10 protein-coding genes and 6 tRNA genes are annotated in these 13186 nt (G+C 51.4%); all 16 read right to left on the bottom strand.

The window, feature by feature from the left end; genetic code table 11:
- Positions 1-136: 136 nt before the first annotated feature.
- The gene (hprK, locus tag ACFPOF_RS00525) at positions 137-1069 is read right to left on the bottom strand and encodes an HPr(Ser) kinase/phosphatase (protein WP_378128552.1); all 933 of its coding nucleotides are present in this window, start codon (positions 1067-1069) and stop codon (positions 137-139) included.
- Between the two features lie 388 nt (positions 1070-1457).
- Positions 1458-2465 (bottom strand): ABC transporter permease, encoded by a 1008-nt coding sequence (locus ACFPOF_RS00520; RefSeq protein ID WP_378128550.1) that lies wholly within the window; start codon positions 2463-2465, stop codon positions 1458-1460.
- Entirely contained in the window at positions 2462-3967 is a 1506-nt protein-coding gene (locus ACFPOF_RS00515) for a sugar ABC transporter ATP-binding protein (protein WP_378128548.1), read from the bottom strand. The genes ACFPOF_RS00520 and ACFPOF_RS00515 overlap by 4 nt, the downstream gene beginning before the upstream one ends.
- A 69-nt stretch (positions 3968-4036) precedes the next feature.
- Positions 4037-5065 (bottom strand): sugar ABC transporter substrate-binding protein, encoded by a 1029-nt coding sequence (locus ACFPOF_RS00510; RefSeq protein WP_378128546.1) that lies wholly within the window; start codon positions 5063-5065, stop codon positions 4037-4039.
- 197 nt (positions 5066-5262) lie between these two features.
- Positions 5263-6291: a sugar ABC transporter substrate-binding protein gene (locus ACFPOF_RS00505; protein WP_378128544.1), complete on the bottom strand. Its 1029-nt coding sequence runs from the start codon at positions 6289-6291 to the stop codon at positions 5263-5265.
- A gap of 26 nt (positions 6292-6317) precedes the next feature.
- Positions 6318-7091 (bottom strand): response regulator transcription factor, encoded by a 774-nt coding sequence (locus ACFPOF_RS00500; protein ID WP_378128542.1) that lies wholly within the window; start codon positions 7089-7091, stop codon positions 6318-6320.
- 4 nt (positions 7092-7095) lie between these two features.
- Positions 7096-8850: a cache domain-containing sensor histidine kinase gene (locus tag ACFPOF_RS00495; protein WP_378128540.1), complete on the bottom strand. Its 1755-nt coding sequence runs from the start codon at positions 8848-8850 to the stop codon at positions 7096-7098.
- 200 nt (positions 8851-9050) lie between these two features.
- A complete protein-coding gene (locus tag ACFPOF_RS00490; protein ID WP_378128538.1) occupies positions 9051-10172 on the bottom strand; it encodes an ABC transporter ATP-binding protein in 1122 nt (373 codons plus the stop codon).
- 90 nt (positions 10173-10262) lie between these two features.
- Complete coding sequence (locus ACFPOF_RS00485) at positions 10263-11357, bottom strand: PucR family transcriptional regulator (RefSeq protein ID WP_378128536.1); 1095 nt, start codon at positions 11355-11357, stop codon at positions 10263-10265.
- Between the two features lie 83 nt (positions 11358-11440).
- On the bottom strand, positions 11441-12388 hold the full coding sequence (locus ACFPOF_RS00480; protein WP_378128534.1) for an MraY family glycosyltransferase: 948 nt from the start codon (positions 12386-12388) through the stop codon (positions 11441-11443).
- 91 nt (positions 12389-12479) lie between these two features.
- Positions 12480-12555 (bottom strand) — tRNA-Lys (locus ACFPOF_RS00475).
- Between the two features lie 5 nt (positions 12556-12560).
- Positions 12561-12644, bottom strand: a tRNA-Tyr gene (locus ACFPOF_RS00470).
- A 37-nt stretch (positions 12645-12681) separates the two neighbouring features.
- Positions 12682-12757, bottom strand: a tRNA-Phe gene (locus tag ACFPOF_RS00465).
- Positions 12758-12777: 20 nt separating this feature from the next.
- A tRNA-Asp gene (locus ACFPOF_RS00460) sits at positions 12778-12854 on the bottom strand.
- A gap of 9 nt (positions 12855-12863) precedes the next feature.
- Positions 12864-12939: transfer RNA gene (locus tag ACFPOF_RS00455), tRNA-Val, on the bottom strand.
- Between the two features lie 19 nt (positions 12940-12958).
- Positions 12959-13035: transfer RNA gene (locus ACFPOF_RS00450), tRNA-Met, on the bottom strand.
- Positions 13036-13186 lie beyond the last annotated feature (151 nt).

The following is a 13186-nucleotide window of genomic DNA, read 5'->3' as shown; positions in this document are numbered from 1 at the left end:
AAAGAAGCTAGGGAATGAGGATCGGAGCGTAGGCAAACCTACGTGAGAACCGGAAGTCCCGGCTGAATTCAAGATTCGACGCCGAATCCACTTCATGATTCACTTCGTGATCAACATCGGACTTTTTGAACTACCTCTATTCGTAATCGTCTTCGGAGATTGCCTCGGTCAGCTTGTTCGTAAATTGGAGCGCGGCATTGTAGCCCATGTTCTTCAGTCTGTAGTTCATTGCCGCCACTTCGAGAATAACCGCCAAGTTACGCCCAGGGCGTACAGGTATCGTTAGCAGCGGTACTTCCGTCTCGATGATTTTGGTTTTCTCTTCGTCCAAGCCGAGACGGTCGTATTGCTTGTCCTGCTGCCAGTTCTCAAGCTTAACGACAAGACTGATGCTCGTCGAATTGCGAACCGCGCCCGCACCGAAGAGCGTCATCACGTTTAGAATACCCAAGCCGCGAATCTCGAGCAAATGCCGAATCAGATCGGGAGCCGTACCATACAGGTGATTGTCGGACGTCTGGCGAATTTCAACCGCGTCGTCCGCGATGAGCCGATGCCCGCGCTTTACCAGTTCCAACGCCGTCTCGCTCTTACCGATACCGCTGCCTCCGGTTATCAGCATACCGACACCATAGACGTCAACGAGAACGCCGTGGATTGTGGCCGTAGGCGCCAGCTTCTTCTCGAGGAAGTTCGTAATCCGGGATAGCAAAATCGTCGTCGCAACCGCGCTTCTAAGAACGGGCAAATGCCGCTCGTTCGCAACCTCGATCAATTCGGCGGGTGTCTCCTGTCCGCGCGTTACGATAATACATGGCGTTTCTTCGTGACAAAGGCCTTCCATGCGATCGCGTCGTTCCTCCGACGTCAAAGTCTCAAGAAACGCTAGCTCCGTACGGCCAAGAATTTGCACACGTTCCGAAGGATAATAATTGAAATATCCGGCCATCTCGAGGCCCGGTCTGTTCAGATCGTCCGTAACAATTTTGCGTTTCAAGCCATCTTCGCCCGCGACGATCTCAAGATGAAATTGCTGCACGAGCTCAGATACTCTCACTTTTTTGGCCATCCATCGCACAGCTCCTTTGAAAGGTAATTCAAAAAGTCTGCTTTTGATCACGCAGTGATTCGGGAAGAATAATCGGCATCCAACCTTCTCGGTGCTGAAAACCGAACTTTTTGAATACAATTTACTTTTTTCCTATTTTATCATCGTATCGAAAATAACGGGACAAAGCAATCCAATTGGATAATTGGCTGCAACAATAATATGAGCTAATCAGGAGCTGACGGACCACCTTGTGCCCTGCTGTGTACGAAATTTCGCACAAACACCCTCTGACGGACTACCTCATGCCCCGCTTTATACGAAATTTCGCACTGAAATGCACGGCGTAGAAAAAGGCGACACCTGCTCCAAAAATCCAGAGCAAATGTCGCCTCTCATATATTTCTTTTCAAGAAGCCCTTTCTTGCAAACCGGAAGCGGACCGCGGACTGGAGAAACGCCTAAACATCTTCGTCAGCCCTCCAAAACGAAACTGATCCGCCCCGACCGCGATCAGCAGCACGGTCCCCCGCGCAACATCTTGCCAGTAGGAAGATACATTCATAATGGTGAGTCCGTTGTTTACTGTACCCAAGATCAGCACGCCGAGGAACGTTCCGACCATCGTGCCTTTGCCCCCCACCAAGCTGCAGCCGCCCAGAATGACGGCCGCGATAACGCTGAGTTCGATTCCGGTAGCTGCTTGCGGCGCGCCGGCGGCCAGTTGGGAAGTCAGCACGAGCCCCGCGAAGGAAGAAAAAACGCCCGCCAATACGTAGATCCGCATTTGCAGGTTCACGACCTTGATGCCCGCGAGACGGCTCGCTTCCGGATTGCCGCCGATGGAATAAACCATGCGGCCGAAGATCGAGTATTTCAGTACGATGTACGCGAAGATAAATAACAACAGCAAAATGATAAGCGGGTAGGGGACGGACAGACTGAATATTTCCACGCGCCCGCGGCCCAACTGGCCGAAGCCGGCATCCGGCATGCTGTTCGTCAGCCCTCCGCTGAGGACGAACGCCAAACCTCGGAAAATGGACATCGTCCCGAGCGTCGTGATCAAGGAATTGATTTTAAGCTTGGTAATGAGGAACCCGTTAATCAGTCCTGCCGCAATCCCGATCATCATGCCGCAGCTGACCGCAAGCCAAACCGGTGCGCCGTGACCGTAGATTTGCACGGTAGATACGCCAGTCAATGCGACCACTGACGCAACAGAGAGGTCAATCCCTCCGGAAATAATAACGAACGTCATGGCAATCGCAATAATGCCGAGAACGGAAGCGTTGTTCAGAATGTTGATGAAGTTCCCCGTCGTAAAGAAATAGGGAGAGCTCATCCCGAAAAAAATAATTAAAGCCAAATAGAGTACAAACAAACCGGTTCCGTTCGGCAGCGGAATTTTTTTCATGAAACTCCTACCCCCATTGCGCTTGCAAGTAATTTTTCTTTCGTAATGCCATCGGCCCGAATGTTCGACACGACTTCTCCGTTCCGTATGACCACGACTCGGTCAGCAATGGCTTGCAGCTCTGCCATGTCCGAGGAGGCTACGATGATGGACAGTCCGTTATTGCGCATTTCGTCGAGGAACCGGTAAATATCGGCTCTCGAACCGATATCGACGCCCATCGTCGGCTCGTTAAGGATCAAAACTTGCGCGCCGCGGTCCAGCCACCGGGAAAGAATAACCTTCTGCTGGTTGCCTCCGCTCAAATACCTAACTTCCCGTTCAATGCCTCCGGACAGCTTGATTGCAAGCTTCTGTACCCATTCGTTAACCGATTGTGTCTCTGCCGAGTCTTTCATGAATCCTAATCGAACGTAATTCCGTATGTTCGCGAGCGTAAGATTGTTTTTCACGCTCATGTCCAGAATCAGCCCGGACACCTTACGATCTGCCGCGACATAAGCGATCCCCGCCTTCATGGCTTGATGGGGTGCGTTGAAACGCCTTGGTTTGCCGTCCAATACGACCTGCCCTCCATCAGCCGGAGCGGCTCCGAAGATCGCCTTCGTCACGTCATTTATACCAGATCCCAACAGGCCGTAGAGCCCCAGGATTTCTCCTTTGTGAAGGTCGAACGACACGTCCCTGATCGAGCCTTCCTTGCTGAGCTTCACGACATTCAGAAAGGCTGGACCGAAGCTCCTTTCCTTGCGAGCCAGGTTCTGGTTCACCTCGCGTCCCACCATGAGCCGCACGATCTCGGAAGGTGAGAATTCGGATACCGGTCCGTAACCGACTCTTCTTCCGTCTTGCATCACCATGACGAGGTCGGCGATTTCTGCGATCTCCTCGAGCCGGTGAGAAATGTAAATAACGGAAACTCCTTTTTCCTTTAATTGGCGGATGACCTTGAATAGATTTTTCGTTTCGTTGGAAGTTAAAGCTGCCGTCGGTTCATCCATGACCAGGATTTTCGCTTCCGTGGAGAAAGCCTTGGCGATTTCCACTAGCTGCTTCTCCGCAATATTCAAATCCGCCACCCTCGCGTACGGATCTATATTCGCGTTCAATAATCCGAGCACTTCGCGAGTGCGGCTTTCCGCCGTCTTCCAATCGAAAAAAGCCCCCCACTTCCTAGGGAAGCTGCCAAGAAGCACATTCTCGATGACCGTCGTATCCTTGACGTAATTCAGCTCCTGATAAATGACGCGAATTCCCCTGCTCACTGCTTGCCTCGGGGAATCAATGACGACAATGCCACCGTCGATCGCAATTTCCCCGCTTTCCAAGGAGTAGTCGCCGTTCAGAATTTTCATTAACGTAGACTTGCCGGCCCCGTTCTCTCCTAGCAAAGCAAGCACGTTGCCCGCCGGAACCTCCAGATCGACGCCGTACAGCACTTGGTTTCCCGAGAATGACTTGTTAATGTCTTTCATTTGCAATCTGTATGCCGGATTGCTCATTTCCTCGTCCCCCTTTCCGTATACACACGCCCGTCCCGCTTCGACGGGACAGGCGTGCCGGCGCCGCGTTTAACCGTTCGGATAGAACTGCTTCATGTTGTCTTTCGTGATAAATTCATGCTTCATGAAGATGGAAGCCGGAACCGGCTTGCCTTCGATCAAGTCGAGAATCGCAGGGATCAAGTATTCTCCGTACTTTTCGGGGAAATAGGCGGTAGTGCCGACTACAGGCGTGCCTTCCCTCATGATTTCCGGACGACCATTGGCATCCGCACCTTGCGATCCGATGAGAGCGTCGGATTCGCGACCTGCGGCCTGTAGAGCATTGACCGCTCCGCGGGAAACATCGTCGTTAATCGTGACAATCCCCATCTTCTGGCCTTTCGGAATGGTCTGAAGCACGTCGTTCATCACGCGGCGGGCTTCTTCGAGCGTGTTTTTAGAATCCAGATGGAGAACTTTCTCTTCCGGGATTTTGCCGATGATTTTTTCCACCCCGTCTCGGGCACCCTGCATGCGGGCCGCCGGGATCGGACCTGATTGCGGAAGTTCCAGCATGATGAACTTATCGATGCTGCCGCCGAACTTATCCTTGATGGCGTTACCGAGCGCTTCCCCCGTCAGGGAACCCGCTTTGTAATTATCCGCTCCGAAGAAAGTGGCTCCGGGCATCGGAATATCGATGGCGATAACCGGAATGTTCGCCGCGCGGAATTTGTCCATAATGACGTTGCCGAACTTCTCGTCTATTTGAAACTCGATGACGCCGTCGACCTGCTGGGTAATGAAATTTTCCGCATTGGAGAGGGCGGTGGCGCCATCGAGCTTGTTGTCGGCCAGCACAAGCTTGACGCCTTTTTCCTTGGCCACGCGTTCGATTCCTTTGCGAACGTCAACCGGAAACGCAACATCTTCGGTCAGGTTGGCAAAGCCAATCTTATAGGTCTTTTTCGGCGAAGTGTCACCTGCTGAACCGCTTGCCTGGGCTGTGTCAGACGACTGACTGTTGTTGCTTTTGTCGGAACAAGCGGCGAATACCGTCGTTAACATCAGAAGTATGACGGCGAGAACAGCTCTTTTGCTTCCCTGCATCTTCATCGGTGAAACCTCTCCCTTTTATACATTTCATATTGATTGCGCTTACAAGGCTTATTTTAGTGGTGGATCCGCTTTCTAAATAGTGGGCTATTGGTTGGATTTATACCGATTCCATGGGGATTATTTAGGGCATCACATGTAAAATGCAACAAAGCCGCTTCACCCCGTCGGGGGCTAGCGGCTAAATTGCTTTATTTTTACTTATCGCGCAGGATATACTGTCCGACGTTATTCTTATCGATAAAGACATGGTTCGTAAACAGATACGGAGGAACAGGCTGGCCCTTGAGCATCATTAACGCTGCCGGAATCAGCTTCTCGCCGTACTTCTCCGGAAAATAAGCCGTGCTCCCCACCAGCGTAGCATTATCTTTGTACAGTTCCTTAAGGAAAGGTTCCGTTCCGTTCTGACCTACGATGAGCGAGTCGCCGGCTCTACCGGCATCCTGTACAGCTTTAAGGCTTCCGAGTGCGGTGTCGTCGTTCATATTCACGAAAGCGAGCTTCAGCCCCGGCGAAAGTTTCTTCAGCTCTTCCTCCACCAGCCGCTTCGACTCGTCAAACGTGCTTTTGCTGTCCAAATGAAGGACCCGGTCCTCAGGTACCGCTCCGATAATAGATTCCAATCCGTCCCGCTGCCCCTGCATTCTTGCGGCCGGAATCGGTCCGGCTTGGGGAAGTTCGAGCATAAACAATCGATCGAGCTTTCCTTGCCACTTGCTCTTGATCGCGTTGCCCAAAGCCGTTCCCGCCATGTATCCCGCCCGGTAGTTGTCCGCTCCGAAGAAAATGGCTCCAGGCATCGGAATGTCAATCGCGATGACGGGGATGCCGGCCAGTCGAAGTCGGTCCATGATGATATTGCCGTACCTTTCGTCTATTTGGAACTCGATCACCAGATCAACGCCCTCTGTCATGAACCGTTCTGCATTGCGAAGCGCCGTCGCCCCATCCAACCGATTGTCGGCCGTTACAAGTTCTATGCCGTGTTTTTTGGCTTCTTGCTCGATCGACTGTTTCACTTGCTGCGGAAACTGTACATCGTTCGTAAAGTTGGCAAAACCGATCTTGATCCGCCGACCTTCATCGGGTGCCGGAGATGAAACGGGAGTGGATGGAGAAGAACCGGTACCCGACGCCAGCCTCCCCAACAGGTACATGGCGGAGAGAACGGCGGCTAGCGCAAGTACCGCCGCAATCCACACCACGCGAGTTTGCTTTTTCAAAGCCGTCCCTCCCATATGCCTGCATATCAGAATGGCGTATTTCTATACTCGCTTGGAAGCATCCCCGTTTGTTCCTTGAATACTTCGGTAAAATACCGTCCAGTCTGAAATCCGGTCATTTGGGCGACTTCGTATATTTTCAAATGCACTTTCTTCAGAAGCTCCTTCGCCTTTTCCAGGCGCACGATCATGAGAAAATCGCTGAAAGAAAGACCTGTTTCCTTTTTGAATAACACGCTGAAATAGCTCGGATTTAAATAGACATGCCCCGCGACCTCCCGGATGCCGAGCGCTTGCCGGTAATTGTCCAATATGTATTTTACCGCCTCCTGGATCGCAAACGACTCGATCGAAGTGGACAAAGGAAACGCTAACGCATCCTTATTTTCCGCCTGCGTTTTACCGGCTGTCATGGCCATTTGCCGCTTCGCGCGGCCAATAACTTCGCGAAGATCGTCGATTTCCACAGGCTTCAACAAATAGTCGAAAACGGAAGCCCGGATACCGTTCCTTGCATATTCGAAATCGGCATAACCCGTGAGCAGAACGACAAACGTATTCGGGCTGACCTCGGCAAGCTCCTGGGTAAACGAAATACCGTCCATTTTGGGCATCCGGATGTCAGTAAACACCAGGTCCGGCTTCAACTGCCCGTTCTTCTGGAGCGCATCCACGCCGTTGCGTGCTTCGCCGACAACCGTGCAGGAAGCATCCAGCTTACTTAGCAGCTTGGATAAGCCCAAACGAACGGTAGGCTCGTCGTCTACGATCATAATTCGTAAATTGTCGGTCTCCTTCATCGCGTTATGCTCCTTTGGTGATAGACGTTTCTTCCGGTATGTAGAGGGTCACCTTCGTGCCGCGGCCTGGCTCGCTTTCAATCCTCATATCTCCGGACGGTCCGAACACCAGCTTGATCCGGTCGTACACGTTGCGAAGACCGATACCCGTCCCGGTTTCGGAATCGGGATTAGGTTTGAAAATCGTATCGACTTGTTCCCTGCTCATGCCTGTCCCGTTATCTTCGATTTCGAGTCTATAATAGTTCTTATCCTTATACCCCCGGATTTGGAGAACGCCTTGGTCTTCCAATCCCTCGATACCATGAAGAACGGCGTTCTCGACTACCGGCTGTAGCAGAAGCTTCGGGATGCGGATCTGTCGCACTTCGTCTTCAACATGACACGAAATGGTCAGCTTGTCGCTGAAACGTGTTTTCTGTATCGACAAGTAACGGGTCACTTGTTCAATTTCGTCCATCAACGGCACGAGACCGTTGTGGTCGTCCTTCCCGATCGTATAACGCAAAATTTTGGACAGGTCAACGATTAAGTTTGAGATCTCATCTTCGTCCTTGAGGATCAACAGCCATCGGATCGTATCCAAAGTATTGTACAGGAAGTGCGGATTGATCTGGGCTTGCAACGCCTTTTTTTCAGCTTGGTTTTTCAGCAGTTGCGCTTGGTACACCTTTTCGATCCACTCATTTAGTTCGTTCACCATCTTTTGATAGTTCCGGCTAAGCTCGTTCATCTCCAAGTTGGAAGTGCGGACCGGGGAGAAGGACATTTTCCCCCTCCTCGCTTCCCTCATTTCCATGACGAGATTAATAACCGGACCGGATATCGTTTTGGCGAGCAGAATGGACAGGAGCAGCGTCATGATGACGCCTCCGATACCGGCGATAATAAAGTTCCGGCGAATGTTTAGTAACGGATCCACAACTTCTGAATAAGGGATCTGGTAGACCAGCTTCCAGTTAGTGAGGCTTAGCGTCTGGTAGTTCAGTAGGAAGGAGCCGCCGTCAACCTTGCGGATGAAGCTTCCATTCTTACTGCCGGAGAGGGATTGATAAATCTCGAGCTTCTTCGCTTCGTCGGGCTCATTGTCCGAGCTGGATAACACCTGTCCCTTCTGGTCGAACAGATCAATCGTGCTGCCTTGTGACAACTGAAAATCCTTCACCATAATGTTGATGAGAGCGGGACTGATATAAACTACCAAATAGCCGATTCGTTTCGTATCGTAAGAACCCTCGATTGGAGTAACCGCCATGATAGACGGAAGATCGCTCGATTGGAACACGTCCTGATACCCGATCCAGGTCAATTTGCCGTTATTGCGATCCACCTCTCCGAGTTGCTGTTCCGTGAGCAGCTTGTCGATCGACTGTCCAAGAAAAGGGTACAAAATGTTTTGCTGATGGTACACTTCGGCATATTGAACATACGGGCTTTGCAGGTTGAGATTGGTGACCGCTTCCCGGACCTGGGCCAACACCTCGTTACTAGGAGATCCTCCTTCAAGCGCCCGCTGAATCCGCGTATCCCTGGACACGACCTGCGTCAATCTTTCGATTTCGTTAAGAGAGCTCTCTAACCGTCCCAGCGCTTGACGGATCGTTTCGTTCGCGTAACGGCTTGTTGTCTTCTGGATAATTTTTTGGACCTGAATATAAGAAAACGCGCCTGTCGTTCCTACAATAAACAGAATGACGGCAAGCATCCCCCAGAAAATGTGGGTCTGAATGCTTCTACTCTGCAAAAAAGATCTGAACATTCAGTCCCCCGCTTTCGAAACGGCTTTGCCCGGGCGCACCTATTGTTGTAAGCGTATTCGGAAATATTCTCCTCCAAAAGGTCGATCTCCTGCAACGCGATACTCTATTGAAATAATTTAGTCTATATGATAAAAAATTGCTTCTTATGTATGTCAAAAAAGCCGTCCGGCCAAGGGCCGAACGGCTTTTATCTCAAAGATTAGTTCTCGAAAATGTTTTGTTCCGTGTCTTTGTCGAAAACATGGATTTTGTTCATGTCGATCGCCAATTTCACGTTTTGGTTCTCGCGAAGACCGGAACGTCCGTCTACGCGCGCGATAACGTTATCTTTACCCAGACCGTTCAAGTAAAGGAACATTTCGTGACCAAGGTTCTCGGAAACTTCGATTGTCGCGTTTACGACACTGTTCGGAGAAGCTTCGATGAATACTGGCTCTTCGTGAAGATCTTCAGGGCGAACGCCCATGATAATCTCACGGCCGATATAGCCTTTGCCACGAAGTGCTTTCGCTTTGCCTTCAGGAACTTCAACGTTAAAGCCCGTTGCGCGGAAACGTACGGAGCCGCCTTCTTCCACGAGTTGACCCGTGATGAAGTTCATCGCAGGAGCGCCGATGAAGCCGGCAACGAACAGGTTGACCGGGTGGTTGTAAAGAACGTCCGGCGTAGCGGCTTGTTGAATGAAACCGTCTTTCATAACAACGATACGGTCGCCCATCGTCATTGCTTCTGTTTGGTCATGTGTTACGTAGATGCAAGTCGTCTCAAGACGCTTCATCAATTTAGAGATGTTAGCGCGCATTTGCGTACGCAGTTTAGCATCCAAGTTGGAAAGCGGTTCGTCCATCAAGAATACTTGCGGTTCACGAACGATTGCGCGGCCCAAAGCGACACGTTGGCGTTGACCGCCGGATAGAGCTTTAGGCTTACGATCGAGCAAGTGCTCGATTTCGAGCGTGCGAGCCGCTTCGCGTACGCGGCGATCGATTTCGTCCTTGCGGAATTTACGCAATTTCAAACCGAAAGCCATGTTTTGGTACACGTTCATATGTGGATACAAAGCGTACGATTGGAATACCATCGCGATATCGCGGTCTTTCGGAGCGACATCGTTCACAACGCGATCGCCGATATACAGCTTGCCTTCGGAAATTTCTTCGAGACCTGCGATCATACGCAAAGTCGTCGATTTACCGCAACCGGATGGACCAACGAGTACGAGAAATTCTTTGTCTTGAATGTCGAGGTTAAAGTCGGTAACCGATGCTTTGTCGGTACCTGCATATTTTTTATACACTTTTTCTAAACGAACGCCTGCCATGTACATTTCCCCCTAAACTTCGTTTGAAGGTACGTGATTATCTTAACCCACACTACGGTCAAATGACTATGCACAAAGCATACAAAAAATTCATTTCCTTTTCGTGACTTTGTACAATAGCAATAGGATCCGGACCAAAACCGCGTCGTTAAAGGAACGAACGTCCAAGCCAGCCTCGTGTTTTATTTTATCGAGACGGTATAGTAAGGTGTTGCGATGAATATACAGTTTCTTCGCCGTTTCGCTGACATTGCAGTCCATCGAGAAAAACGCGTCCAGCGTGGACACCGTTTCCGAGTCGGTAAATAAGTCAGGCCGTCCCATCATTTCTTCCACAAAACGCGATCTCACCTGCTCGGGAATGCCGCTTAGCAATCTTTCCAGGTGAACGAGCCACGGAAGATGGATCTGCATGCCAAGATGGAACTTGCGCCCGAGGAAAATCGTTTCTCGAAGGGTCCCGACAATACGCACGACGCTTTCCGCCGGCACGATCGGCTCTCCGACCGCGACATGGCATTCTCCGCCCCACTCGCCAGTCAACAACTGGTGAAGCCCCTCCGCTAACGTTGCAAGAATTTCTTTTGTTTCTTCATGACCAAGCACTTCGTCGTTATCCGTATCCGCTTCGGTCAACACTCGGTCACTGCTTAGAATGAGCCACTCATGCTCCCTAAGCGGGATGAGCAGCGTGTCGTCGGTCAGAAACGGACGCACTGTTTTCTCAAGCTCGACATACGTCGGCTCCTTATCTTCAACCTGCTCGCAATGGAGAAGAAAAGGCACCATGCCGTCAAACAGCCGATTGCGCAGTTCCATTCTATCTGGTAGTTCTGCTCTCCACTCTCCGGCAGTGACCGATTGTTGAATCCACTCGCCCAATCTGCGCGCTTGCCGCTCCAAGTCGGAGCCAACTCCCGCCGTAGGCTTAACCCCGCCTTGCTGAACCGCCCACCCGAGCAATTGTCTCTCCAAAGGGGTCAGTGTCGCAGAGATGGACAAGCATTGCAACTCAGCCCCGTCAACACGCACGACCATCAAACACGAATTTTCGGTTTGCGTCGCGTCGCCTGTCTCCGGGTGTTTTCTGCCGCCTTCGTTCTCCCACTCTTCCCCCGTCATCTTCTTTAACGTGACGGGAGCGTTCAACAGCTCGCTCAGTTGCTGCAGCTTCGTTTTGTTCATTCGGAAGCCCCTGTCCGCATTATAATGGCGATATATGCGTCATTGTACCACATCTAGCGCACCTAAGGGACTTCATGACCGCTTCAACGGACTACAAGCAAGACTACGATTGACAAAAGCGAGAACACAGCTGCGATCAAATAGAGGAACGAAACCGTTTGAACTTGCGTCAGTCCCCATTTCATTAGACTATGATGCGTATGTAGATTATCCGCCCGATGCAGACCTTTGCCTTCCAACAATCTGCGTGTGAAAACGATGACCGTATCCATAATCGGCACGCCGAGCGCCAATAGAGGTACCGCCAGAGAAAGCAACGTCGCTCCTTTTAACGTCCCGTCTATCGCCGTCACCGCCAGCGTGTAACCGAGAAATGTCGCCCCGGCGTCTCCCATAAAGATGCGTGCCGGATGAAAGTTGTACGCCAGAAAGGCGAGGCATGAGCCCGCTAACGCTACCGCCGCCAGCGCGGTTTGGTTATGGTTGAAAATGAGCGAAGCCGCAAACAGCGTCATCGAAGCGATCACCGTTACACCGGAAGCGAGGCCGTCGATGCCATCTATGAAATTCAGCATGTTGATGAGAGCGAACACCCAGATTAAAGTCACCGCTGCCGATACGGCGGGAGTAAATAATATCATCGCGGAGGAAGACGGAGAAGAGACGCCTTGAATGCCAATGCCTTGCCAGACAGGAACGAGCGATACGGCTATGTATGCGATCAGCCTCGGCCATACGGGAAAATCGCGTCTGCGTGACTTGAAGCCATCATCGACAAGTCCCACGAGCACGAGCGCTATGCCCCCGATTGTTAAAGTACGAAACAATGCGGGGTGTCCCATGAACACGAAAGATGTCGCAATCACACCCGCGAAGATTGCCACACCTCCGAACAGCGGAATGGGCTCGTCGTGAATTTTGCGTTTCGTCGGACGGTCGACAAATCCCGCACGAAGAGCGATGCGACGTACGAGAGGCACGAGCAGCATAACGACCGTAAAGGCAAACGTGAGCGCGTATAAGTAGATCATCGGTCTTCCTCCGCGAATGCAATTTGATCTTAACATGCCCAGAAACGACAAAAAAACAGACGCTCTCGCATCTGTTTTGATTGTTTGGCAATGGTGAGCCATGAAGGACTCGAACCTTCGACACCCTGATTAAAAGTCAGGTGCTCTACCAACTGAGCTAATGGCTCGAAAATGGTGGAGGATGATGGATTCGAACCACCGAACCGTGAGGAAGAGATTTACAGTCTCCCGCGTTTGGCCACTTCGCTAATCCTCCATGATATGAAGCCGGTACTACGACCGGGAAATACAAATGGTGGCTCGAGACGGAATCGAACCGCCGACACGAGGATTTTCAGTCCTCTGCTCTACCAGCTGAGCTATCGAGCCGTAAATCTTAAGTAAAATAATGGCGGAGCCGACGGGATTCGAACCCGCGGTCTCCTGCGTGACAGGCAGGCATGTTAGGCCACTACACCACGGCTCCGCATTATGATGGTGGAGGCTGAGGGGATCGAACCCCCGACCCTCTGCTTGTAAGGCAGATGCTCTCCCGGCTGAGCTAAGCCTCCATGGAAGAGAAAGAAATCTTGGTAGCGGCGAAGGGACTCGAACCCCCGACCCTCCGGGTATGAACCGAATGCTCTAGCCAGCTGAGCTACACCGCCACATGGGAAACAAACCAAGGCCTTGCGCCTTGAAAACTGGAAGCGAAACAAAGCGTTTTATGAAGAAGTATCCGGCGTTTACTTGTGTGAAACTGTTGTAGGATAAGCCCTCGACCGATTAGTACTCGTCAGCTCCACACATTGCTGCGCT

Source organism: Cohnella soli (assembly GCF_042655525.1).
In the GTDB taxonomy this organism is placed as follows: domain Bacteria; phylum Bacillota; class Bacilli; order Paenibacillales; family Paenibacillaceae; genus Cohnella; species Cohnella soli.
Note: the sequence above shows the minus strand (reverse complement) of the source record. Positions and strands in the feature narration are given on the sequence as shown.